22 protein-coding genes and 1 riboswitch are annotated in these 22,162 nt (G+C 70.9%); of the genes, 17 read left to right on the top strand and 5 right to left on the bottom strand.

Features of this window, described 5'->3' with window-relative positions; genetic code table 11:
• The first annotated feature begins 131 nt into the window (after positions 1 to 131).
• The gene (locus IMZ11_RS23545) at positions 132 to 1,304 is read left to right on the top strand and encodes a C40 family peptidase (protein WP_228644512.1); all 1,173 of its coding nucleotides are present in this window, start codon (positions 132 to 134) and stop codon (positions 1,302 to 1,304) included.
• Here the strand turns inward: IMZ11_RS23545 and IMZ11_RS23540 are convergent, their stop codons facing one another.
• Positions 1,305 to 1,802 carry an inorganic diphosphatase gene (locus IMZ11_RS23540; protein ID WP_061261408.1) on the bottom strand — a complete coding sequence of 166 codons (498 nt, stop codon included), beginning with the start codon at positions 1,800 to 1,802 and terminating at the stop codon, positions 1,305 to 1,307.
• Positions 1,803 to 1,890: 88 nt separating this feature from the next.
• Here IMZ11_RS23540 and dacB point away from each other — a divergent pair, with 88 nt between their 5' ends.
• The 11 genes from dacB to IMZ11_RS23485 all read left to right on the top strand — a co-directional run bounded on the left by dacB (position 1,891) and on the right by IMZ11_RS23485 (position 11,739).
• The gene (gene dacB, locus IMZ11_RS23535; protein ID WP_228644511.1) at positions 1,891 to 3,270 is read left to right on the top strand and encodes a D-alanyl-D-alanine carboxypeptidase/D-alanyl-D-alanine-endopeptidase; all 1,380 of its coding nucleotides are present in this window, start codon (positions 1,891 to 1,893) and stop codon (positions 3,268 to 3,270) included.
• 184 nt (positions 3,271 to 3,454) lie between these two features.
• Complete coding sequence (locus IMZ11_RS23530; protein ID WP_228644537.1) at positions 3,455 to 4,537, top strand: zinc-dependent metalloprotease; 1,083 nt, start codon at positions 3,455 to 3,457, stop codon at positions 4,535 to 4,537.
• Between the two features lie 79 nt (positions 4,538 to 4,616).
• Entirely contained in the window at positions 4,617 to 5,603 is a 987-nt protein-coding gene (gene tilS / locus IMZ11_RS23525; RefSeq protein ID WP_228644510.1) for a tRNA lysidine(34) synthetase TilS, read from the top strand.
• Between the two features lie 11 nt (positions 5,604 to 5,614).
• The gene (gene hpt, locus IMZ11_RS23520; RefSeq protein ID WP_228644509.1) at positions 5,615 to 6,172 is read left to right on the top strand and encodes a hypoxanthine phosphoribosyltransferase; all 558 of its coding nucleotides are present in this window, start codon (positions 5,615 to 5,617) and stop codon (positions 6,170 to 6,172) included.
• 264 nt (positions 6,173 to 6,436) lie between these two features.
• A complete protein-coding gene (gene ftsH / locus IMZ11_RS23515) occupies positions 6,437 to 8,437 on the top strand; it encodes an ATP-dependent zinc metalloprotease FtsH (protein ID WP_228644508.1) in 2,001 nt (666 codons plus the stop codon).
• 2 nt (positions 8,438 to 8,439) lie between these two features.
• Positions 8,440 to 9,027, top strand: coding sequence for a GTP cyclohydrolase I FolE (folE, locus tag IMZ11_RS23510; RefSeq protein WP_061261403.1), 588 nt, complete (start codon positions 8,440 to 8,442; stop codon positions 9,025 to 9,027).
• Between the two features lie 114 nt (positions 9,028 to 9,141).
• On the top strand, positions 9,142 to 9,999 hold the full coding sequence (gene folP, locus IMZ11_RS23505) for a dihydropteroate synthase (protein WP_228644507.1): 858 nt from the start codon (positions 9,142 to 9,144) through the stop codon (positions 9,997 to 9,999).
• Positions 9,986 to 10,405 (top strand): nuclear transport factor 2 family protein, encoded by a 420-nt coding sequence (locus IMZ11_RS23500; protein ID WP_061261401.1) that lies wholly within the window; start codon positions 9,986 to 9,988, stop codon positions 10,403 to 10,405. The genes folP and IMZ11_RS23500 overlap by 14 nt, the downstream gene beginning before the upstream one ends.
• Positions 10,402 to 10,773 carry a dihydroneopterin aldolase gene (gene folB, locus IMZ11_RS23495; RefSeq protein ID WP_228644506.1) on the top strand — a complete coding sequence of 124 codons (372 nt, stop codon included), beginning with the start codon at positions 10,402 to 10,404 and terminating at the stop codon, positions 10,771 to 10,773. Before IMZ11_RS23500 ends, folB begins: the two co-directional genes overlap by 4 nt.
• A complete protein-coding gene (gene folK, locus IMZ11_RS23490) occupies positions 10,770 to 11,270 on the top strand; it encodes a 2-amino-4-hydroxy-6-hydroxymethyldihydropteridine diphosphokinase (protein ID WP_228644505.1) in 501 nt (166 codons plus the stop codon). The genes folB and folK overlap by 4 nt, the downstream gene beginning before the upstream one ends.
• A gap of 19 nt (positions 11,271 to 11,289) precedes the next feature.
• On the top strand, positions 11,290 to 11,739 hold the full coding sequence (locus IMZ11_RS23485; protein WP_228644504.1) for a DUF3180 domain-containing protein: 450 nt from the start codon (positions 11,290 to 11,292) through the stop codon (positions 11,737 to 11,739).
• Positions 11,740 to 11,742: 3 nt separating this feature from the next.
• Here IMZ11_RS23485 and IMZ11_RS23480 read toward each other — a convergent pair whose 3' ends face one another.
• Together IMZ11_RS23480 and IMZ11_RS23475 are read right to left on the bottom strand one after the other, a co-directional pair.
• Positions 11,743 to 12,933 (bottom strand): NADH-quinone oxidoreductase subunit D, encoded by a 1,191-nt coding sequence (locus IMZ11_RS23480; protein WP_228644503.1) that lies wholly within the window; start codon positions 12,931 to 12,933, stop codon positions 11,743 to 11,745.
• A 30-nt stretch (positions 12,934 to 12,963) separates the two neighbouring features.
• Entirely contained in the window at positions 12,964 to 14,256 is a 1,293-nt protein-coding gene (locus tag IMZ11_RS23475) for an aminotransferase class V-fold PLP-dependent enzyme (RefSeq protein ID WP_374462599.1), read from the bottom strand.
• A gap of 48 nt (positions 14,257 to 14,304) precedes the next feature.
• Positions 14,305 to 14,420: riboswitch (SAM riboswitch) on the bottom strand.
• 120 nt (positions 14,421 to 14,540) lie between these two features.
• On the opposite strand from IMZ11_RS23475, the gene IMZ11_RS23470 reads away from it, so the two are divergent.
• A complete protein-coding gene (locus tag IMZ11_RS23470) occupies positions 14,541 to 15,746 on the top strand; it encodes a cytochrome P450 (RefSeq protein WP_228644502.1) in 1,206 nt (401 codons plus the stop codon).
• Here the strand turns inward: IMZ11_RS23470 and IMZ11_RS23465 are convergent.
• The gene (locus IMZ11_RS23465) at positions 15,730 to 16,692 is read right to left on the bottom strand and encodes an SAM-dependent methyltransferase (protein WP_228644501.1); all 963 of its coding nucleotides are present in this window, start codon (positions 16,690 to 16,692) and stop codon (positions 15,730 to 15,732) included. The two genes, IMZ11_RS23470 and IMZ11_RS23465, sit on opposite strands and share 17 nt — an antisense overlap.
• A gap of 127 nt (positions 16,693 to 16,819) precedes the next feature.
• Here IMZ11_RS23465 and IMZ11_RS23460 point away from each other — a divergent pair, with 127 nt between their 5' ends.
• The 4 genes from IMZ11_RS23460 to IMZ11_RS23445 all read left to right on the top strand — a co-directional run bounded on the left by IMZ11_RS23460 (position 16,820) and on the right by IMZ11_RS23445 (position 22,040).
• Positions 16,820 to 17,710 carry a Rossmann-like and DUF2520 domain-containing protein gene (locus IMZ11_RS23460; protein ID WP_228644500.1) on the top strand — a complete coding sequence of 297 codons (891 nt, stop codon included), beginning with the start codon at positions 16,820 to 16,822 and terminating at the stop codon, positions 17,708 to 17,710.
• Positions 17,701 to 18,549 carry a pantoate--beta-alanine ligase gene (gene panC / locus IMZ11_RS23455; protein WP_228644499.1) on the top strand — a complete coding sequence of 283 codons (849 nt, stop codon included), beginning with the start codon at positions 17,701 to 17,703 and terminating at the stop codon, positions 18,547 to 18,549. The genes IMZ11_RS23460 and panC overlap by 10 nt, the downstream gene beginning before the upstream one ends.
• Positions 18,550 to 18,646: 97 nt before the next feature.
• Complete coding sequence (locus IMZ11_RS23450) at positions 18,647 to 21,211, top strand: L-aspartate oxidase (protein ID WP_228644498.1); 2,565 nt, start codon at positions 18,647 to 18,649, stop codon at positions 21,209 to 21,211.
• A gap of 46 nt (positions 21,212 to 21,257) precedes the next feature.
• Positions 21,258 to 22,040, top strand: a complete 783-nt coding sequence (locus tag IMZ11_RS23445) for a type III pantothenate kinase (protein WP_061261391.1) — start codon at positions 21,258 to 21,260, stop codon at positions 22,038 to 22,040.
• On the opposite strand, the gene IMZ11_RS23440 is transcribed toward IMZ11_RS23445, so the two are convergent.
• On the bottom strand, positions 22,019 to 22,159 hold the full coding sequence (locus tag IMZ11_RS23440) for a type II toxin-antitoxin system VapB family antitoxin (protein WP_169808745.1): 141 nt from the start codon (positions 22,157 to 22,159) through the stop codon (positions 22,019 to 22,021). The two genes, IMZ11_RS23445 and IMZ11_RS23440, sit on opposite strands and share 22 nt — an antisense overlap.
• Positions 22,160 to 22,162: the final 3 nt, after the last annotated feature.

Raw genomic sequence — 22,162 nt, 5'->3', positions numbered from 1 at the left:
CGACCCTGGCCGGAATTGTCCGAGAATGGCGTTGGAAATTTCAGGTTCCCAAAGGTTACGTTCGGTGAGCCTAGTGTGTACGCAGAGTTATTCTCGGGGAGTCTGGGAGTGGAGAAATGGAAGGGGTCAGCATGCCACTCCGCATGGCATCCGGGCATATCGCCGGGCTCGCTTGCGGGCTCATTCTCACCTTGGCCACCCCGGCGGGTGCCGATCCGGGACAACCGGCGGGAAAAGTCGCCGACGCGCGTGAACAAGTGCGTGCCCGTGCCCAGGAACTCGGCCGGGTCCAGGCCCGGTTCGCCGCTGCCAAGGCACGGCTGAGCGAGCTCAACTCCGACGTCGAGCGACTCGTCGAGGCGTACAACGGCCAACTCGTCATGCTGCGGTCGGCCGAGGAGGAGTACGACCAGGTGTCGGAGCGGGTGGAGCGGGCGCGAACCGAGGTCGAGGAGGCGCGAAAACCGGTCGCCGCGGTGGCCGCGCAGCGCTACGCGAACCTGAGCATCGACCAGATGGGCCTCGCCATGGTCACCGGAGCCGAGGGTTTCGAGGGATTCATCCAGCAGGCCGGCATGCTGAACCAGCTCGGCAGCGAGCAGACGGCGAGCATGCAGAACCTGGAGGACACCCAGACCGTACTCAAGATCGTGCGCGCCCAGGCCGAGCGGGCGTACACCGAGCAGGCCGCGAGCGCGGAGCAGGCGAGGCTGGCCAAGGAGGCCGCGGCGACGGCGGTGGCCGAGCAGGAACAGCAGATGGCGGAGCTCAAGCAGGCGACGGAGGAGATCTCACAGCGCCTCGACGCCGCCCGCTCGCGGGTCGAGCGGCTACGGCAGGCCAGGCTGGCCCGTCAGGCGCAGCGAGAGTCCCAGTTACGGACCATGACCACGCGGGCCGCGCTCAAGGCTCCAGAATGGGCGGCCACCGAAGTGGCCGGGCCGGGCGGTGTCGCGGCGACCTGGGCGCTCCAGCAGCTCGGAAAGCCGTACGTCTGGGCCGCGGCGGGTCCGGCGAGCTATGACTGCTCGGGGTTGACCATGCGGGCGTGGGAGCGCGCGGGGGTGGACCTCGACCACTGGACCGGCACGCAGTGGCAGTCGGGCCCGCACGTCCCCATCGACCAACTCCAGCCGGGTGACCTGGTCTTCTTCGGGCGGGTGACGCGAGACCCCGGCTCCATCCACCATGTGGGCCTCTACATCGGGCGGGGGCTGATGGTCCACGCCCCCCAGACGGGGGACGTGGTCCGCATCGCGCCCATCTGGCGCCCCGACCTCGTCGGGGCCACCCGGCCGGACTGATCAGGCGTGCTCGTGGCCCTGCTCCTGGAAGCGCTTCACGGAGTTGACGATCTCGGCCTCGGCCTCGGTCCGGCCCACCCAGTTGGCGCCCTCGACTGACTTGCCGGGCTCCAGGTCCTTGTAGACCTCGAAGAAGTGCTGGATCTCCAGCCGGTCGAACTCCGCGACGTGATGGATGTCACGGATGTGCTCCATGCGCGGGTCCGTGGCGGGCACGCACAGGACCTTGTCGTCGCCGCCCTTCTCGTCGGTCATGCGGAACATGCCGACGGCGCGGCACTTGATCAGGCAGCCGGGGAAGGTCGGCTCCTGGAGCAGCACGAGCGCGTCCAGCGGGTCGCCGTCCTCGCCCAGCGTGTTCTCGATGAACCCGTAGTCGGCGGGGTACTGAGTGGACGTGAAAAGCAGACGATCCAGTCGGATGCGGCCGGTCTCGTGGTCCACCTCGTACTTGTTCCGTTGCCCCTTGGGAATCTCAACGACAACGTCGAACTCCACTACGGTTCCTCCACTCAAGCTCTCCCGGCATCCCGGGGGGCGTTAATGTCTCGTAGGCGTACATCCATTTGGCGCGACAAGAGGTGACATGGTGCGACGCGAGCGATGGGTGCTGTTAGTCACCCTCGCCCTATTGCAGGTGTTCGCCGTCGCCGTAGGCGTCTATGTGATCACCCATGACAGCCGCCGCCCGTCGGCTCCGATCGCCTCACCGGAACCGACCCCCACCCCCATCATCACCGCGGGTGCGGTTCTGGCCGCGGTTGGGGACGCGCCTCTCCCCGCTAAGGGTACTTTGACCACGCGGCTCGCCCACGCGCTGGGTGACCCCGCCCTCGGGCGCAGCTCGGGCGGGGTCGTACTGGACGCGGCGAGCGGCGCCACACTCTTCAACGGCCGCGCGGAGATCGCCCTCACGCCCGCCTCGACCACCAAGGTCGTCACCGGCGTGGCCGCCCTCGCGTCGCTCGGCCCGGACGCCAAGATCGCGACCAGGGTCGTCACGGGAGCCGGCGCGAACACGATCGTCCTCGTCGGCGGCGGTGATCCCACCCTCACCGGGGCGAAGAAGCCGCGCGGCGTCTATCCCGAGCCCGCCTCCCTCGCCGTCCTGGCCTCCCGCACGGCCAAGGCGCTGAAAGCCGCCAAGATCACTTCTGTCACGCTCGGATACGACACCTCGCTCTTCACCGGACCGGTGACCGCGCCCGGATGGAAGCCCACCTACGTGCCCGAGGGCAGCGCCGCGCCGGTGACCGCGCTCACGATCGACGAGGGGCGGGTCGCGCCCGGCCAGGGGGCCCGCGTCCCGGACCCGCCGCGTACGGCCGCGGACGCCTTCGCCTCGCTCCTCCGCGCGTACGGCGTCAAGGTCGGCAAGGACGTGAAGCCCGTCACCGCCGGGCAGACGGCCAAGGAACTCGCCCGCGTCGAGTCGCCTCCCGTCTACGCCCTGGTGGAGCGCATGCTGACGCAGAGCGACAACGACCTCGCCGAGGCGCTGGCCCGCCAGGTCGCCATCGAGGAGGGTCTGCCGCACACGTTCGCCGGGCAGGCGGCGGCCGTCCACCGCGTACTCGGACGGCTCGGTCTCGACAAGGAGATCAAGGTCACCGACGGCAGCGGCCTGTCCATCAGGAACCGCATCACCCCCACCGCGCTGGCCCGCCTGCTCGCCGCCGCGGTGTCACCGGCCAACCCCGACCTCCATTCACTGATCAGCGGGCTGCCCATCGCCGGATACACCGGCACCCTGCACAACCGGTACGACACATCGGGCTCGGAGGCGGGCGCCGGGCTGGTCCGCGCCAAGACCGGCACGCTCAACGGTGTGAACACCCTCGCCGGAGTGGCGTACACCACCGACGGGCGGCTGCTCGCCTTCGCCTTCATGGCCGACGACGTGCCCGACCCCGGAGCGGCGGTCGCCGCGCTCGACCGCCTGGCCACGATCGTCTCCCAGAGTTGACCGGTTTCGCCGCGCCCCTCTCTGCTGGTTTTGTCGCGCCTGCGGCACGACGGGCTCGGGGCGCCTTTGAGGCGATGTGCTTCGTTCGTCGCTCGGGGTCGCTGCGCTCCCCGCTCACTCCTCCTCAGCACACCGCCGCGCCCCTCGCGCGCGCGGCGAGGGGGGAGAACGTACGGTGGTGAGTATGCAGGTGATCGACTGGGATCTGGCCGTCGCGACCGGAGTGCGCCTCGTGCGCCCGGGGCCACAGGTGAGCCGGGAAGAGGCCAGACAGGCGGTCGCCGAGCTGAGGCGGCTGTCCCGCGAGGCCGAAGGACACGTACGGGAGTTCACCCGCATCGACTCGGCGCCGCCGGAGGCCGCGACCGTCGTCGACCGGCCCGGGTGGATCCGCGCCAACGTCGACGGGTTCAGGGTGGTCTTCGAGCCGCTCACCCAGAAGATGTCGAGCGTGCCCGCGATCGTCGGCGCGGTCGGTTCCCGCATCACCGGTGTGGAAGTGGGCGCCGTGCTGGCGTTCCTCGCGTCCCGGGTGCTGGGGCAGTACGAGCTCTTCCTCCCGCCGGATCCCGAGGGCAACGCGCCCGCGGGGCGGCTGACCCTCGTGGCGCCCAACATCGTGCACACCGAGCGCGAGATGGGGGTCAACGCGCGTGACTTCCGTCTCTGGGTCTGCCTCCACGAGGAGACCCACCGGGTGCAGTTCACCGGCGTGCCCTGGCTCCGGGAATACGTGCGCACCCAGATGACCGACTTCCTGCTCGCCTCCGACATGGACCTGACGACCCTGCTCGAACGGTTGCGCGCCGCCTCCGACGCGGTCGCCGACGCCATCAGGGGAGGCGACGGCAACCTCATCGAGGCCATCCAGACCCCGGAGCAGAAGGCCGTGCTCGACCGGGTCACCGCGGTGATGACCCTGGTCGAGGGGCACGGCGACTACGTCATGGACGCCGTCGGCCCGTCCGTCGTGCCGTCGGTGGCCGAGATCAGGTCCAGGTTCCAGCGCCGCAGGGAGGGCGGGTCGCGCACCGACCAGCTCATCCGGCGCCTGCTCGGCATCGAGCTCAAGATGAAGCAGTACGCCGAGGGGTCCCACTTCGTGCGCACCGTCGTCGAGCAGGCCGGGATGGACGGCTTCAACCGGGTCTGGACGTCTCCCGACACGCTGCCGAGCCGGGAGGAGATCGCGGATCCCCAGGTGTGGATGGGCCGCGTCCTCGGCAACCGCTCGCTGGAGCAGGAGACGGCCGCGCCGGAGTCCTGACCGTCGCGCGTTCTCCGCGTCGGCCGATCCGGGCGGACACGGTTCCCACGTCCGGCCGGCCGGCGGACAGAATGGCCTCATGGGTCCCCATCCCGCCGTCGCCGACGTGCGCCGTGCCGTACGGCAGTCGCTCGCGGACCTGCCCCAGGGGGCGCTCGTCCTGGTCGCGTGCAGCGGCGGCGCCGACTCGCTCGCGCTCGCCGCGGCGCTCGGCTTCTCCGGCCCTCGCATGGGCCTGCGCGCCGGGCTGCTGACCGTCGACCACGGCCTGCAGCAGGGCTCGGCGTCCCGTGCGCACGACCTCGTGCGGCTCGCGCCCGCGCTCGGCCTCGACCCCGCGCTGGTCCTGCCCGTCACCGTGGGCACCGAGGGCGGGCCGGAGGCGGCCGCGCGCGACGCCCGCTACGCGGCGCTCTCGGAGGCGGCCCGGCGGCTGGAGGCCGCGGCCGTGCTGCTGGGGCACACCCTGAACGACCAGGCGGAGACCGTGTTGTTGCGGCTGGCGCGCGGCAGCGGCACCCGGTCGCTCTCCGGCATGCCGGGGATCTCCGGCGTCTATCGTCGGCCGTTGCTCGGCCTGAGCCGGGCGAGGACCGAGGAGGCGTGCGCGGCTCTGGGGCTCCAACCGTGGCACGACCCGCACAACATCGACCCCGCCTACACCAGGGTTCGGGTCCGCCATGACGTCGTGCCCGTCCTTACGGCCGCGCTCGGGCCGGGTGTGGCGGAGGCGCTCGCCCGTACCGCGCGCCTGTGCCGGGACGACGCCGACGCCCTGGACGAGTGGGCCGACGCCGTACTCGCCGAGTCGCGTACGGGATCCGGCGTCGAGCTGGCCGTCGCCGTACTGGAGAAGGTCCCCGGAGCCGTGCGGCGGCGGGTCATCCAGCGGGCGGCGGTGGAGGCGGGCGCGCCCGCCTCCGCGCTCGCGGCGGTGCACATCGACGAGGTGGAGCGGCTGATCAGCGCATGGCGGGGGCAGAGGCGGGTCGATCTACCCGGGGGGGTGGGAGCGGTCCGGCGCTGTGGCACCCTGATATTCGCTACAGCGAACAACCTCGCGTAAGGATTCCGCAGGTGGATGCAGCCGACATGGGCAAGGACCTCTTGAGCGTCCTCATTCCGGAACACGAGCTCCAAGGCAAGATCAAGGAACTCTCCGGCCAGATCGATGCCGACTACGACGGTAAGGACCTGCTGATCGTCGGCGTCCTCAAGGGCGCGGTCATGGTCATGGCCGACCTGGCCCGGGCTTTGCACGTCCCGGTGCAGATGGACTGGATGGCGGTGTCCTCCTACGGCGCGGGCACCAGATCGTCCGGGGTGGTGCGGGTGCTGAAGGACCTCGACACCGACATCGCGGACCGTCACGTGCTCGTGGTCGAGGACATCATCGACTCCGGTCTCACGCTCTCCTGGCTGATGAACAATTTGAAGTCGCGCAACCCGGCCTCGCTGGAGATCTGCGCGCTGCTCCGTAAGCCGGACGCGGTCAAGGTGCCAATTGATGTGAAGTATGTCGGGTTCGACATACCGAACGAGTTCGTGATCGGTTACGGGCTCGACTATGCGGAGCGGTATCGCAACCTGCCGTTCATCGGCACGCTCGCTCCGCATGTCTACGGTGGCGAGTAAGCCCTGAGCGAAGTCCCCTTGTGCGGGCCGCGATCCGCTCCCTGGTAGGGAACACGGCTTGCGTCACGTACGTTGGAAAGGTAAAGCCGGAGCCGCTCATGCAGTTACCGCATGCGGCGGCCCGGTGTACCTTCTGATATCTGCGGGTGCCATTCGGTTACCTGCGGGTAGTCAGTAGGAGCGGCGAGGGATGCCGCGACCCGGGTTTCGCCCGGGGCCAGGCCTTGGTCAGGAAGGGACGGGCCCGCCGGGGTTCCGCAACGGATGGATCTCAAGCGATTTACACGTGGGCCACTACTGTGGATCCTGGGCATCGTCGTGCTTCTCCTGCTCGTCACCACGATGTTCAACGGGGACGGCAACTACACCACCGCCGACACCTCTACCGTCGTCCAGCAGATCCAGCAGGGCAACGTGAAGAGCGCCAAAGTCGTCGACAAGGACCAGCGCGCCGAGCTGACGCTGCTGAAGCCGATCGACGTCGGCGGCAAGTCCGTGGACCGCATCCAGGCCCCCTGGGTGCAGGGCCAGGGCGTCCAGCTGACTGAGGCGCTGGCGAAGGCCAACCCCTCCAAGGGCTGGACCGTCGAGGTTCCCAGGGAGAACTTCCTGGTCAGCCTGCTGGTCAGCTTCCTGCCGATCATCATCATCGTCCTGATCTTCCTGTTCATCATGAACCAGATGCAGGGCGGCGGCTCCCGCGTCATGAACTTCGGGAAGTCGCGGGCGAAGCTGATCACCAAGGACACTCCCAAGACGACGTTCGCCGACGTCGCGGGTGCCGACGAGGCCATCGAGGAGCTCCAGGAGATCAAGGAGTTCCTGCAGGCCCCGGCCAAGTTCCAGGCGATCGGCGCCAAGATCCCCAAGGGCGTCCTGCTGTACGGCCCGCCCGGAACCGGCAAGACCCTGCTCGCCAGGGCGGTGGCCGGTGAGGCCGGCGTGCCGTTCTACTCGATCTCGGGTTCCGACTTCGTCGAGATGTTCGTGGGTGTCGGCGCCTCGCGTGTCCGCGACCTGTTCGAGCAGGCGAAGGCCAACGCTCCGGCGATCATCTTCATCGACGAGATCGACGCGGTGGGCCGTCACCGCGGCGCGGGTCTCGGCGGTGGCCACGACGAGCGCGAGCAGACGCTGAACCAGCTCCTCGTCGAGATGGACGGCTTCGACGTGAAGGGCGGCGTGATCCTCATCGCCGCCACCAACCGGCCCGACATCCTCGACCCGGCGCTGCTGCGCCCCGGCCGTTTCGACCGTCAGGTCGTCATCGACCGTCCGGACCTGGAGGGCCGCAAGGGCATCCTGCGCGTCCACGGCCGCGGCAAGCCGTTCGCCCAGGACGTCGACCTCGACGTCATCGCGCGGCGTACGCCCGGCTTCACCGGAGCCGACCTGGCCAACGTGATCAACGAGGCGGCGCTGCTGACCGCCCGGCAGGACCAGAAGCTCATCTCGATGAACACCCTTGAGGAGTCCATCGACCGCGTGATGGCCGGTCCTGAGCGCAAGTCCCGCGTGATGTCCGACGAGGAAAAGAAGATCATCGCGTACCACGAGGGTGGTCACGCCCTGGTCGCGCACGCGCTGCCCAACTCCGACCCGGTCCACAAGATCACGATCCTGTCCCGCGGCCGCGCCCTCGGTTACACGATGACGCTGCCGATGGAGGACAAGTTCCTCGCGACCAGGTCAGAGATGATGGACCAGCTCGCCATGCTGCTGGGTGGCCGCACCGCGGAGGAGCTCGTCTTCCACGAGCCCACCACGGGTGCCTCCAACGACATCGAGAAGGCCACCTCCATCGCCCGCCGTATGGTCACCGAGTACGGCATGAGCGAGAAGCTCGGCGCCCGCAAGTTCGGCAGTGGCAACGGCGAGGTCTTCCTCGGGCGTGAGATGGGCCACGAGCGCGACTACTCCGAGCAGATCGCCTCCACGATCGACGAGGAGGTCCGCCGGCTCATCGAGTCCGCGCACGACCAGGCGTGGGAGGTCCTCGTCCAGTACCGCGACGTGCTCGACAACCTCGTGCTGGAGCTCATGGAGAAGGAGACCCTCTCCCGCGAGCAGGTGCTCCAGGTCTTCGCTCCGGTCGAGACGAAGGAGAAGCGTCCCTCGTACGCCGGGTACGGCAAGCGGCTCCCGTCCGACCGCCCGCCGGTGATCACTCCGAAGGAGCGGGCCAACGGCAACGGGCAGGCTCTGCCCGCCGGTAACCCGGCTCCGTGGATGAACGACCAGGCGCCGCAGAAGGACGAGGCCTGACCGTGACGGTCGAGCCTCATTACGTGGACCAGGGCCGGATCGAGAAGGCCGTCCGGGAGATCCTCTTCGCCATCGGCGAGGATCCCGACAGGGACGGCCTGCGCGACACCCCGGCCCGGGTCGCACGTGCCTACACGGAGCAGTTCGCGGGACTCGGTCAGCGGCCGGAGGACGCGCTGACCACGATGTTCGACGCCGACCACGACGAGATGGTGCTGGTGAAGGACATCGAGGTCATGTCGACCTGCGAGCATCACCTGCTGCCCTTCCACGGCGTGGCCCACGTCGGGTACACGCCGAACGCCAAGGGCCAGATCACCGGTCTGTCCAAGCTGGCCCGGCTGGTGGACGTCTACGCCCGCCGGCCGCAGGTCCAGGAGCGGATGACCTCGCAGATCGCCGACGGGCTGATGCGGGTGCTCGAACCACGCGGTGTGATCGTGGTCATCGAGGCCGAGCACATGTGCATGAGCATGCGCGGTGTGCGCAAGCCGGGCGCGAAGACCATCACCTCCGCGGTCAGGGGCGACTTCCGCACCTGCGAGAGCACGCGGGCCGAGGCGATGTCGCTCATCCTCGGGCGCAACTGATCCGGATACAGTTCCCGACCTCCGAGCGCCTAGGCTTGGCTGCGAGCGAGAAGCGAGCGAACCAGTAGACACAGTGACGAATGGTCATCGCCGGCTCGCGGACGAGGAGGCAGCATGACCACACACCACGTGCCCGGGATGCCCGATCCCGGGCGATGCCTGGTCATGGGCGTGGTCAACGTGACGCCCGACTCCTTTTCCGACGGCGGCCAGTGGTTCGACGCGGACGCCGCGATCGCCCACGGGCTGGAACTGGTCGCCCAGGGCGCGGACATCGTCGACGTCGGTGGCGAGTCCACCCGCCCCGGTTCCGCCCGGGTCTCCCTCGGAGAGGAACTGCGCCGGGTCGAGCCCGTGATCCGCGTCCTCCGCCAGGAGGGCGTGACGGTCAGCGTGGACACCATGCGCGCGGAGGTCGCCGAGGCGGCCGTGGAAGCCGGTGCCATGCTCGTCAACGACGTGAGCGGCGGGCTGGCCGATCCGGCGATGCCCAGGGTCGTCGCGGCGGCCGGCGTGCCGTACGTCGTGATGCACTGGCGCGGCCACAGCCACGACATGGACAGCCGCGCGATGTACGGAGACGTCGTCACCGAGGTGACCGAGGAACTGCGCAAGCGGGTCGACTCGGTGCTCGGCGAGGGCGTGCGCGAGGAGCAGATCGTCATCGACCCCGGGCTCGGGTTCTCCAAGCATCCCGAGCACAACTGGGCGCTGCTGGCCGGGACCCGCAAGCTGGTCGAGATGGGCCATCCCGTGCTGATCGGCGCGTCGAGGAAACGGTTCCTCGGGCGCCTGCTGCCGGACGCCGAGGGCAGGCCCCGCCCCTTCGACCGCAGTGACGACGCCACGCTGGCGGTCACCGCGCTCGCCGCGCGGGAGGGCGCCTGGTGCGTCCGGGTACACCAGGTCGGACCCAACGCGGACGCCGTACGCGTCGCGGCGGCGTGGAAGGCAGCCGATGAAGGACGTTGAGGAGCTCAACCAGGAGTTCTACGACGCGATCGAGAGCGCGGACCTGGATCGGATGTCCGAGATCTGGGCGGAGGACGCGGGCGACCGGGTGGCGATGTGCGTCCACCCCGGTTGGCCCATGCTCAGCGGCCGGTCCGAGGTGCTCCGCTCGTGGGCGCTGATCATGGCCAACACCCCGTACATCCAGTTCGTGCTGACCGACGTGCGGACCATGGTGCTGGGCGACGTCGCCGTGCTCACCTGCGCGGAGAACATCCTGACCGCCGCGGACACCGACGAGGCGGGGTTCGCCGCGGGCCGGGTGGTCGCGACCAGCACATACGTCCGCACCCCGGACGGCTGGCGCCTGTGGTTGTACCACGGGTCCCCCGTCCTGCAGAGCGAGGACGAGGAGGAGGAAGAGTGAGCGGCCGGAGTGACAGCGTTCGCCTGGTGGGGCTGCGCGCGCGGGGGCGGCACGGCTGCCTGCCCGCGGAGCGGGAGCTCGGCCAGGAGTTCGTGGTCGACGTGACGTTGTTCCTCGACACCGCGCCCGCCGCCGGGGGAGACGACCTGACCAAGACCGTCGACTACGGCGCGCTGGCCGTGCGCCTGGTGGAGACGGTCGGGGGCGAGCCGGTCAACCTCATCGAGACGCTCGCCGACCGGCTCGCGTCCGTCTGCCTGGCGTACGACCTGGTGGACGAGGTGGAGGTCAGTGTGCACAAGCCGGCCGCGCCCATTCCGCTGCCGTTCGACGACGTGGTGGTGACCATCAGAAGGGGTCGCGCATGAGGGTCGTGCTCGCGCTCGGCAGCAATCTCGGTCGCCGGATGGAGAATCTCCAGGGCGCGATCGACGCCCTCTTCGACGCTCCGGGACTGACGTTCGTCGCCGTCTCCCCCGTGTACGAGACCGACCCCGTGGGCGGGCCTGAGCAGGACCCCTACCTCAACGCCGTCGTCGTGGCCGAGTCCATGCTGGACGCGTGGGCGCTCCTCGAACGCGCCCAGAGCATCGAGAACGCCTTCGGCCGGGTGCGCGTGGAGCGCTGGGGGCCGCGGACTCTCGACGTGGATCTGATCACGGTGGACGACGTCGTGTCGGCCGATCCCGACCTCACGCTCCCGCACCCCCGGGCGCACGAGCGGGCGTTCGTGCTGGTCCCGTGGCTGCGGGCCGATCCGGAGGCGACGCTCACCGGGCACGGCGCCGTGGCCGACCTGCTCGCCGGGCTGGACCAGGCCGGTGTACGGCTGCGCGACGACCTGTCCCTGGAGCCCCCCGCCTGATGTCGCAAGAGGAGCCTGCGTGAAGCCCAGCAACCCCGGCGTGCTGGTCGGCCTGGTGGTGGTGTTCGCGCTGCTCACCTGGGGCCTGCTGCAGAAGACCTATTCCCAGCTGCCGACCGTGCCGTGGAGCGCGATCCCGACCCTGCTGCTGCTGGCCATCGGTGAGGCGTACACCGGGTGGCTGACCCGGGCCAGGATCCGCCGCAAGCCGGGCACCAAGCCGGCGGAGCCGCTGGCGGTCGCCCGGCTCGCCGCCCTGGCGAAGGCCACGGCGTACGCGGGCGCGGTGTTCGGGGGCGTCTTCGCGGGTTTCGTGCTCCACGTGCTCAACCTGCTCGACCTGCCCCAGCCGCGGCAGGACGCGTTCGTCGCGGGCGGCTCGTTCGCCTCGTGCGTCGTGCTGATCTGCGCGGCGCTTTTCCTTGAGCACTGCTGCCGGGTGCCGGGCAAGCCGGAGGAGCGCAAGTAACCGCTATTTGTCGATGTCCCCGACGACGAAGAACATCGAGCCGAGAATGGCGATCATGTCGGCGACCAGATGCCCCGGCAGGATCTCCCGCAGCACCTGGACATTGTTGAACGACGCGCTGCGCAGCTTCAACCGCCAGGGGGTCTTCTCGCCCCGGGACACGAGGTAGTACCCGTTGATGCCGAGCGGGCTCTCCGTCCAGGCGTACGTGTGGCCCTCGGGGGCCTTGAGGATCTTCGGCAGCCGCTGGTTGATCGGTCCCGGGGGGAGCTCCCGCAGCCGGTCAAGGCAGGCGTCCGCCAAGTCGAGGGAGGCCTTGACCTGGTCGAGCAGCACCTCGAACCGGGCGTGGCAGTCGCCTTCCGTCCGGGTCACCACCCGCACCGGCAGCTCGCCGTACGCGAGGTAGGGCTCGTCCCTGCGCAGATCGAAGTCGACGCCGGAGGCGCGGGCGATCGGGCCGCTCACGCCGTACTGCATGATCGTCTCGCGGGGCAGCACCCCGACGCCCTTGGTCCGGGCGAGGAAGATCTCGTTGCCGGAGACGAGGTTCTCGATGTCGGGGAGGCGGCGCCGTACGTCGGCGACGGCCTGCCCCGCGCGGTCGAGCCAGCCGAGCGGCAGATCCTCCTTGAGGCCGCCGACGCGGTTGAACATGTAGTGCATCCGGCCGCCGGAGATCTCCTCCATGACGTGCTGCAGGGTCTCCCGCTCGCGGAACGCGTAGAAGACCGGGGTGATCGCGCCCAGCTCCAGGGGGTAGGACCCGAGGAACATCAGGTGGTTGAGCACCCGGTTGAGCTCGGCCAGCAGTGTCCGTGCCCACACCGCACGTCGCGGGACCTCCATGCCGAGCATCCGCTCGACCGCGATCACGACGCCCAGTTCGTTGGCGAAGGCCGACAGCCAGTCGTGCCGGTTCGCCAGGACGATGATCTGGCGGTAGTCGCGCACCTCGAACAGCTTCTCGGCGCCCCGATGCATGTAGCCGATGATCGGCTCGGCGCTGACGATGCGCTCGGCGTCCAGAGTGAGACGCAGCCGCAGCACGCCGTGCGTCGACGGGTGCTGCGGTCCGATGTTGAGGACCATGTCCTCGGTGGCCAGTTCCCGGGGCGCCACCGCTCCCGCGCCCGACCCGATGCCCACGACGCGTTCCCGGAACGCCCCCTCGGCCCGAGGCTCTCCTGTCATACGGCCCATGCTCCCACGCCGGGGGGTGGTTCAGGACGAAATGCCCACCCCGGTTGTGGCCAGGTCCCGCAGAGCGCCGATCAGCCGGTCCACGTGCTCCTCGGTCGTGCCGATCCCGATCGACGCGCGTACGGCGCTGGCCGTGCCGTCCTGGCAGCCGCCGTCGGAGGTCCCGAGTAGGTGCCGTACGAACGGGTGCGCGCAGAACTTGCCGTCCCGGACGCCGATGCCGTGGTCCGCCGACAGGGACTCGGCGACCTCACGGGCCGTCAGGCCGTCCACGGTGAACGACACGATGCCGACCCTGGGGTGGTCCGGCCCCCAGAGGGACAGCTCGCGCACACCCTCGATCCCGGCGATCCCCGCGCGCAGGCGGGCCACCAGCCGCTCCTCCTCGCGGACCAGGGCCGTCCAGCCGGTCGCGGCCAGCGCGTCGCAGGCCGCGGCGAGGGCGACCGCCCCCAGCACGTTCGGGGTACCGGCCTCGTGGCGCACCTCGGGGTCGTCGCTCCACGACGTCTCCTCGCCGTCCGCGCCGACCGAGGTCACCGCGCCGCCGCCCAGCAGGTACGGCGCGGCCTCCGCGAGCCAGTCGGCCCGCCCGACCAGGGCTCCGGAGCCGAACGGCGCGTACAGCTTGTGCCCGGAGAACGCCACGTAGTCGAGGTCGAGCGCGGCCAGGTTGAGCCGCCGGTGCGGGACGAGCTGGGCGGCGTCCACCACGACGCGGGCGCCGTGCCGGTGCGCCACGTGCGCGAGCCCCGCGATCGGCCACAGCTCGCCGGTCACGTTGGAGGCGGCCGTGACGACCAGGAGGGCCGGTCCCTCGATCCCGGCCAGCGTCTCGTCCACGGCCCTGATCGCCTCGCCGGGGAAGGCCGGGGGCGCGAGCCGTACGGCGTCGGGCCAGGGCAGCAGCGAGGCGTGGTGCTCGGTGTCGAACACGACGGTGGTGGTGCCCTCGGGCAGGCTGCGGGCCAGCAGGTTCATCGCGTCGGTCGTGTTGCGGGTGAAGACCACCGCGTCGTCCGTGCGGGCGCCCACGAAGGCCCGGACGGTGTGCCTCGCCTGCTCGTACCGGGCCGTCGTGAGCTGGGAGGCGTATCCGGCGCCGCGGTGCACGCTGGAGTAGGCCGGCAGCGCCGCGGTGACGGCGGCGCTCACCGGCTCCAGACAGGGCGCGCTCGCCGCGTAGTCCAGGTTCGCGTACGGCACCAGCCGCCCGCCCTTGACCGGCACCTCGAGGTCGGCGCCCAGGACGGCGGGGATCGGCCGTTCGTTGGCGGCGGCGGGGGAGAGGGTGGACAGCGAGAGAACGGACACGACGGCCTCCTGAGGTCAGGGACCCCGGCCATGGCGTCATACCGGCGGAGCCCGCGCTTGCCCGGCGCGCCTCGCGCCGGACCTGGTCCTCACCCGGGGCACCCCGCCGCGGACGCGAGGGTTGCCGGCCAGCAAGCCGGGGCTGTGCGCTGGCACTCATGACCTGTGCGGCACTATAGCCCACTCCCTCCCCGGCGCCGCAAGCCGTCAGTTGCCCGAAATGTGATGTCCGTACTGGTGGTTCAGGTGATGCGACCAGGCAAAATGCTTCGTATGGTTGGTTTGTGAAGTTTGATCCTTGGAATCCCGAGTTCGTGGCCCACCCGTACGGCGTCTACGCCGATCTGCGGGAGAACGACCCGGTCAGTTTCTTCGAGCCGACCGGCCAGTGGCTGATCGCCCGTCACGCCGACGTGAACGCGCTGCTGCGCGATCGGCGGCTGGGCCGCTCCTACCTCCACACGGCCTCGCACGAGGCGTTCGGCAGGGAACCCGAGCCGGAGTTCCAGGAACCCTTCTGGAGGGTGGTCAGGGCCGGCATGCTCGACGTCGAGCCGCCCGTCCACACCCGCCTGCGCCGCCTGGTGTCCAAGGCGTTCACGCCCCGGATGGTGGAGTCGCTCCGCCCCCGCGTGCGCAGGATCGCCAGGGAGCTGGCCGACGGGCTGGTCGAGCGCGGCGGCGGCGACCTGCTCGCCGAGGTGGCCGAGCCGCTCCCGGTGACCGTGATCGCCGAAATGTTGGGCGTGCCCGAGGCCGACCGGCACCTGCTGCGCCCGTGGTCCGCCGACATCTGCGGCATGTACGAGCTCAACCCCTCGCTCGACGCGCAGCACACGGCCGTGCGGGCGGCGGCGGAGTTCGCCGAATACCTGCGCGAGCTGGCCAGATCCCGTAAGGACCAGCCGGGAGACGACCTCATCACCGCCCTCGCGCAGGTCGTGGACGACGGCGACCGGCTGACCGAGGACGAGCTGATCGGCACCTGCGTGCTGCTGCTCAACGCCGGCCACGAGGCCACCGTGAACGTCACCGGCAACGGCTGGTGGTCGCTGTTCCGCAACCCGGCCGAGCTGGAGCGGCTCAGGAACGACCGCACGCTGATGCCCACGGCCATCGAGGAACTGCTGCGGTGGGACACCCCGCTGCAGATGTTCGAGCGCTGGGTCCTCGAGGACATCGAGGTCGGCGGGGTGACGATCCCCCGCGGCGTGGAGATCGGGCTGCTCTTCGGCTCGGCCAACCGCGATCCGGAGGTCTTCCCCGACCCGGACCGCCTGGACGTCGGGCGTGTGGACAACCCGCACATCTCCTTCGGCGCGGGCATCCACTTCTGCCTCGGTGCCCCGCTCGCGCGGGTCGAGCTGGTGGAGTCCTTCACCGCGCTGCTCGACGCCGCCCCGAAGCTGGAACTCGTCGAGGAGCCCTTCTGGAAGCCGGGTTACATCATCCGCGGCCTGGAGTCGCTGCGGGTCACCGTGACTGGCTGAGCCAGCCGAACCTCCCGAGCCCGGCCGGATCGATCAGCTCGGCCTCCTCCGAGGCGCGCCCCAGGGCCCTGAGGTAGCCGCGCGGGTCGGTGTGCGCGAGAGCGAGCGGCGGCCGGGCTCCGCCGACGCCCAGCCGCCGCAGGGCCTCCCGCTGCGTCGTCAGCGTCGTGCCCCGCGCGCCTGCCCGCTCGCCCGCCGCGGCGCAGGCGTCCAGGGCCACGTGCGCCGTGATGTCGCACGACCCGTCCGGCACGGGAGGTACGGCCGCGCCGTTCCGGTAGCCCACGAGGCTCCCGCCGCCCGGCCGGTCGTCCACAGGGTGTGCATAATCCACGGCGACCGCGGTGCCGCGCGCGAGCCGTACGATCAGCGACGCCCAGGCCTCGTCGCGGGGACGGCCGATCTCGGCGCGGTCGCCCACGGCCCGCAGCGGCCACCACCGCTCCAGCCAGGCGAGATCCCGCTCGTCCGGTCCCGGTCCCGGTCGTTCCTCGCCGGTCGCGGGGTCCACCAGGAGCAGCCGCGGTCCGCCGGGAGTCCGCTCCACGACGTCCACCGGCACGTTGTCGAGCCACTCGTTGGCGAAGATCAGCCCATGGACCTCGTCCGGTACGGCCGGCGCCCATGCCACGCGCTCGTCCACACCTTCCGGCCGCGACGACAGATCGACCGCGGTGACGCGCAGCCGGTCCGCGAGCTCGGGCGGGGCGAGCTCCAGCACGGACACGGCGAGCATGCCGTCCCCCGCGCCCATGTCGACCAGGTCGAGGACCGGAGGCCGCCCGAGCGCGGTGTCGACCTCGCCGAGCAGGCGCAGCACCGCCTCGGCGAAGGCCGGTGACGCGTGCACCGACGTGCGGAAGTGCCGGACCGGCCGTTCTCTCAGGTAGAAGCCGCCGTCGCCGTACAGTGCCCGCCGTGTCGCTTCCCGCCAGGTGACCCACACATCGACCGACGTTACCGAGGAACGGCGGCGGTATTAGACGGCCTCCGATCAGGGCAAGATCCCGCCTGTCGAGTAGCGGCGGCGGAGCGATGCCCGCCGCCGTTACGCTGGGCCGAAGGGAGGCGTCATGGATACAGGTGACCGCCCCGCGCGGCTTGCCGTGGGGGTGCTCGGCGCGGGTCGCGTCGGCTCGGTTCTCGGAGCGGCGCTCGCCCAGGCCGGCCACAGGGTGGTGGCAGCCAGCGGGGTCTCCGATTCGTCCAGGCGGCGGGCGATCGAGCGGCTCGGCGTCGAGCTGAGCCGGCCGGAAGACGTGATCGGGAAGTCCGACCTGGTGCTGCTCACCGTGCCGGACGACGTGCTGCCCGGCCTGGTCTCCGGCCTGGCCGCGACCGGGGCCGACCTGCGCGGCAAGCTCCTGGTCCACGCCAGCGGCGCGTACGGCCTCGCCGTGCTCGAACCGGCGGCGGAGGCCGGGGCGCTGCCTCTGGCGCTGCACCCGGTCATGACGTTCACCGGCAGGGAGGACGACCTGTCCCGGCTCACCGGCGCGTCGTTCGGCGTGACCGCCCCGGTGATGCTGCGCCCGGTCGCCGAGGCGCTCGTCATCGAGATGGGGGCGGAGCCGGTCTGGATCGCCGACCAGGACCGCGCGCTCTACCACGCCGCCATCGCCGGGGCCGCCAACCACATGGTCACCCTGATCGCCGAGTCGCAGGAGCTACTGAGCAAGATCGGCGTCGAGCAGCCCGGCCGGATGCTGGGCCCGCTGCTCGGGGCCGCGCTGGACAACGTGCTGCGCCTCGGCATCGCCGGGTTGACCGGTCCCGTCGTCCGCGGCGACGCCGGCACCGTGCGCAAACACGTGGACGCCTTGATCCTCGCGGCACCCGAAGCGGCGGACGCCTACGTCGCCCTCGCTAGGCTCACCGCGGACCGGGCGCTCGCCGCCGGGCTGCTCAAGCCCGAGACCGCGGAGCGCCTCCTGGACGCGCTGGGAGGGAACATATGGACGTGATCGTCGCGGGTGACCGCACCGAGCTCGCCAAGGCGAGGGAAGCGATCGGCCCAGGCAGGCTCGCGCTGGTCCCCACGATGGGGGCCCTGCACCCCGGGCACCGCTCGTTGATCAGGCTGGCCCACGAGCATGCCGAGCACGTGGCGGTGAGCATCTTCGTCAACCCCCTGCAGTTCGGCCCGGCCGAGGACTTCTCGCGCTATCCGCGTACGCTCGACGCCGACCTCGAGGTGTGCGCGGAAGAGGGCGTCCGGGTCGTCTTCGCGCCGTCGGTCGAGGAGATGTACCCCGAAGGCCACCAGGTGGGGGTGTCCGCCGGGGCGATGGGCGCCACGGTCGAGGGCGCGTTCCGCCCCGGCCACTTCGACGGCATGCTGACCGTCGTGCTGAAGCTGTTCAACCTGGTCCAGCCCGATGTGGCGATCTTCGGGCAGAAGGACGCGCAGCAGCTCGCGCTCATCCGCCGCATGGCGCGCGACCTCAACGTGCCCGTCTCGATCGTCGGCGCGCCGACGGTCCGGGAAGCGGACGGGCTGGCCCTGTCCAGCCGTAACCGCTACCTGTCGCACGCCGACCGGGGCACCGCGCTCCACCTGTCCAGGGCGCTGCGCGCCGGCGCCGCCCAGACGACCCCGGCCCGGGTGGTGGACGCCGCGAGAGCCGTACTGGACGAGGCGGCGCGGTTGTCCCCGCCACTGCTGCTGGACTACCTGGCTCTGGTGGACCCGGCCACGTTCGCCTCCGTGGGCGAGGAGCACCACGGCGACGCGATCCTGGCCGTGGCGGCCAAGGTGGGGAACACCCGGTTGATCGACAACATCGCCGTACAACTCCCATGATCTGGTAGATCATCCCCTCCGGGGGTTTTGTGGGGGGTCCGTGGGGCCGCGTATCCTTGGGGCCGTTATCGTCATCTTGACGAAAGGGGAACCCCCGATGGTGGCGATTCCGAGAAGGCTCACGGCGCCCGCCCCCGGCTGGACGGCCCACGCCGACGTCGTCGTGATCGGCTCCGGCATCGCCGGGCTGACCGTGGGGCTCCGCTACACCGAGCTCTCCCCCCAGGGGAAGGTGCTGGTCGTCACCAAGGACACCCTGTCGGCCGGGTCCACCCGCTGGGCCCAGGGCGGAATCGCGGCCGTGCTCGACCCCGAGGACACCCCCGGGGAGCACCTCAGGGACACGCTCATCGCCGGTGTCGGCCTGTGCGACGAGGAGGCCGTACGCGTCCTCGTCACCGAGGGGCCGGACGCGCTGCGACGGCTGATGGACCACGGCGCCCGCTTCGACCGTGACGCGGGCGGCGAACTCCAACTCACCCGCGAGGGCGGCCACCGCCGCAACCGCATCGTCCACGCGGGAGGTGACGCCACCGGCGCCGAGGTCCAGCGCGCCCTCGTCGCGGCCGCCGTGGCGGAACCCCGCATCGAGGTCATCGAGCACGCCCTCGCGCTCGACCTGCTCAGGGACGGCGCCGGCCGGGCCTGCGGCGTGACGCTGCACGTCATGGGCGAGGGAGCGCGGGACGGCGTCGGCGCCGCGCGGGCGAGCGCCGTCGTCCTGGCGAGCGGCGGCATGGGCCAGGTCTACGCCTCCACCACCAACCCGGTCGTGTCCACCGGCGACGGCGTCGCCCTCGCGCTGCGCGCCGGGGCCGTCGTCAGGGACATCGAGTTCGTCCAGTTCCACCCCACGGTCCTGTGGCTCGGCGAGGACTCGACCGGCCAGCAGCCTCTGGTCTCCGAGGCCGTACGCGGTGAGGGGGCCGTGCTGATCGACGCGGCCGGCGAGCGTTTCATGCGCGGCGTGCACGAGCTGGCCGACCTCGCGCCGCGGGACGTCGTGGCCAAGGCCATCACCGGGAAGATGCTGGAGACCGGCGCCGACCACGTCCACCTGGACGCCCGGCACTTCGGCGAGGAGAAGTGGCGGGCGCGGTTCCCGACGATCCTGGCCGTCTGCCGCGAGCACGGCATCGACCCGGTCACCGAGCCGATCCCGGTCGCCCCCGCGGCTCACTACGCGAGCGGCGGCGTCCGCACCGACCTGCGCGGCCGTACCAGCGTCCCCGGCCTGTACGCCTGCGGAGAGGTCGCGTGCACCGGCGTCCACGGGGCCAACCGCCTCGCGTCCAACTCCCTCCTCGAAGGGCTGGTCTTCGCCGAGCGGATCGCGGCCGATCTGGTGTCGTCCCGGGCGGAACAGGGCGAGCCCGGCGAGCCGGTCGACGACGGACGGCCGGTGGGGCTGGTCGACCCGCGTACCCGGCCCAGGATCCAGAACCACATGAGCCGCGGCGCCGGCGTGCTGCGCAGCCGCCAGAGCCTGATCGACGTGTCGCGGGCGCTGTCGGGCGCCATGTGGACCCCGATCGCGGTGGAGCCGTGCACGGAGTCCTGGGAGGCCACGAACCTGCTGACCGTCGCGTGCGCTCTGACCGGTGCGGCCGCCGAGCGGCTGGAGACCCGGGGATCGCACTGGCGTGAGGACCATCCCGCCCGCGACGACCGGAACTGGCGGCTGCACATCGACATCACCCTGGAAGAGGAAGGACTGCTCATGGAGCACGCGGCCCACGAGGAGCGGCCGGGGCACCGGCCGACGGAGCTCCCGGAAGAGCTGTCCGCCGAGCTCGCCGGGCTCGGCATCGACCCGCCGCGCCTGCTCGCACTGGTGACCGAGGCGCTCGACGAGGACCTCGCCGGACGGCGGGACGTCACCTCCTCCGCCACCATCCCCGCCGACCAGACGGCCGTCGCCGACGTGGTCGCGCGCGCCGACGGCGTCGTGGCGGGCCTGGCCGTCGCCGAGGCGGTGTTCCGCCAGGCGCCCGGGATGGTCGCCGTCGAGCGGCGCGCCAAGGACGGCGACAGGGTCGTTCGCGGCGACGTCCTCATGACCGTGCGCGGCCTGACGACGGACCTGCTCACGCTCGAACGCACCGCCCTCAACTTCCTCACCCACCTCTCCGGCGTCGCCACCCTGACCCGGCGGTGGGTGGACGCCGTCGCCGGGACGAAGGCGCGGATCCGCGACAGCCGCAAGACACTCCCCGGGCTGCGCGCTCTGGAGAAGTACGCCGTGCGCTGCGGCGGCGGGGTCAACCACCGCATGGGCCTGCACGACGCCGCGCTGATCAAGGACAACCACGTCGTGGCCGCGGGCGGCGTCGCCGAGGCGTTCCGCGCCGTACGGTGGGCGCACCCCGACCTGCCCATCGAGGTCGAGGTGGACCGGATCGACCAGATCGAGCCCGTGCTGGCCGAGGGGGCCGAGGAGATCCTCCTCGACAACTTCACGGTCGAGCGGCTGGCCGAGGCCGTACGCCTGGTGGACGGCCGGGCCCGGCTGGAGTCCAGCGGCGGGCTGACCCTGGACACCGCCGCCGCGGTGGCGGAGACCGGTGTGGACTACCTCGCTGTGGGCGGCCTGACCCACTCCGCGCCCGCGTTGGACATCGCCCTGGACCTCCGCGAGGCGGACCGGGCCGGCGGCCTCTGACCGTGGCCATGGTGAGGGATTGATCGACAGAGTGCATAATCAGGGCATGCTGCTCACCATCGATGTCAGCAACACCCACACGGTGCTTGGCCTGTTCGAGGGTGAAGAGGTCATCGAGCACTGGCGGATCGCCACCGACCCCCGGCGCACCGCGGACGAGATCGCCGTGATCCTTCAGGGACTCCTCGGCCAGTCGCCCCTGCTCAAGGACGCCGACATCAGCGGCATCGCCATCTGCTCGACCGTGCCGTCGGTGCTGAACGAGATGCGCGACATGTCCCGCCGCTACTACGGGGACGTCACCGCCGTGGTCGTCGAGCCGGGCGTGCGCACCGGCGTGCCGGTCCGGATGGACAACCCCAAGGAGGTCGGCAGCGACCGCATCGTCAACGCGCTCGCCGCCACCACCCTGTACGGCGGGCCGTGCGTGATCGTCGACTTCGGCACCGCGACGTCGTTCGACGCGGTGTCCGCCCGCGGAGAGTACATCGGCGCGGTGACCGCGCCCGGTGTGGAGATCTCCGTGGACGCCCTCGCGTCGGCGGGAGCCCAGCTGCACAAGGTCGAGCTGATCCGGCCCCGGTCCGTCATCGCCAAGAACGCGGTCGAGGCGCTTCAGTCCGGCATCGTGTACGGCTTCGCCGGGCTGGTCGACGGCATCGTGGAGCGGATGGCGGCGGAGCTCGCCGACGACCGGGAGGAGGTCACCGTCGTCGCCACCGGCACCGGTGCCCCGCTCGTCGTCAGCGAGGCGCGCACGATCGACGTGCACGAGCCGTGGCTCACGCTGATCGGCCTGCGGCTGATCTACGCGCGGAACACCGGCTGACGGACGAGGCTGGGATAGATCAGGCGCCGCAGGGCGTGATCGATGACCTCTTCGGTGGACATCTCAGGCAGTTGGCGCATGACGTCGGCGAGTAGTTCGTCGTCCACATCGATCGACATTCG

The sequence above is a fragment of the Microtetraspora sp. AC03309 genome (genome assembly GCF_020826795.1).
GTDB lineage: Bacteria > Actinomycetota > Actinomycetes > Streptosporangiales > Streptosporangiaceae > Microtetraspora > Microtetraspora glauca.
Note: the sequence above shows the minus strand (reverse complement) of the source record. Positions and strands in the feature narration are given on the sequence as shown.

What these genes read in the sequence shown, in the direction of transcription:
- IMZ11_RS23545 (WP_228644512.1), top strand. Translation starts at nt 132, where the DNA reads ATGCCACTCCGCATGGCATCCGGGCATATCGCCGGGCTCGCTTGCGGG.
- dacB (WP_228644511.1), top strand. Translation starts at nt 1,891, where the DNA reads ATGGTGCGACGCGAGCGATGGGTGCTGTTAGTCACCCTCGCCCTATTG.
- IMZ11_RS23530 (WP_228644537.1), top strand. Translation starts at nt 3,455, where the DNA reads ATGCAGGTGATCGACTGGGATCTGGCCGTCGCGACCGGAGTGCGCCTC.
- tilS (WP_228644510.1), top strand. Translation starts at nt 4,617, where the DNA reads ATGGGTCCCCATCCCGCCGTCGCCGACGTGCGCCGTGCCGTACGGCAG.
- ftsH (WP_228644508.1), top strand. Translation starts at nt 6,437, where the DNA reads ATGGATCTCAAGCGATTTACACGTGGGCCACTACTGTGGATCCTGGGC.
- folP (WP_228644507.1), top strand. Translation starts at nt 9,142, where the DNA reads ATGACCACACACCACGTGCCCGGGATGCCCGATCCCGGGCGATGCCTG.
- IMZ11_RS23500 (WP_061261401.1), top strand. Translation starts at nt 9,986, where the DNA reads ATGAAGGACGTTGAGGAGCTCAACCAGGAGTTCTACGACGCGATCGAG.
- folK (WP_228644505.1), top strand. Translation starts at nt 10,770, where the DNA reads ATGAGGGTCGTGCTCGCGCTCGGCAGCAATCTCGGTCGCCGGATGGAG.
- IMZ11_RS23480 (WP_228644503.1), bottom strand. Translation starts at nt 12,933, where the DNA reads ATGACAGGAGAGCCTCGGGCCGAGGGGGCGTTCCGGGAACGCGTCGTG.
- IMZ11_RS23460 (WP_228644500.1), top strand. Translation starts at nt 16,820, where the DNA reads ATGGATACAGGTGACCGCCCCGCGCGGCTTGCCGTGGGGGTGCTCGGC.
- panC (WP_228644499.1), top strand. Translation starts at nt 17,701, where the DNA reads ATGGACGTGATCGTCGCGGGTGACCGCACCGAGCTCGCCAAGGCGAGG.
- IMZ11_RS23450 (WP_228644498.1), top strand. Translation starts at nt 18,647, where the DNA reads ATGGTGGCGATTCCGAGAAGGCTCACGGCGCCCGCCCCCGGCTGGACG.
- IMZ11_RS23445 (WP_061261391.1), top strand. Translation starts at nt 21,258, where the DNA reads ATGCTGCTCACCATCGATGTCAGCAACACCCACACGGTGCTTGGCCTG.
- IMZ11_RS23440 (WP_169808745.1), bottom strand. Translation starts at nt 22,159, where the DNA reads ATGTCGATCGATGTGGACGACGAACTACTCGCCGACGTCATGCGCCAA.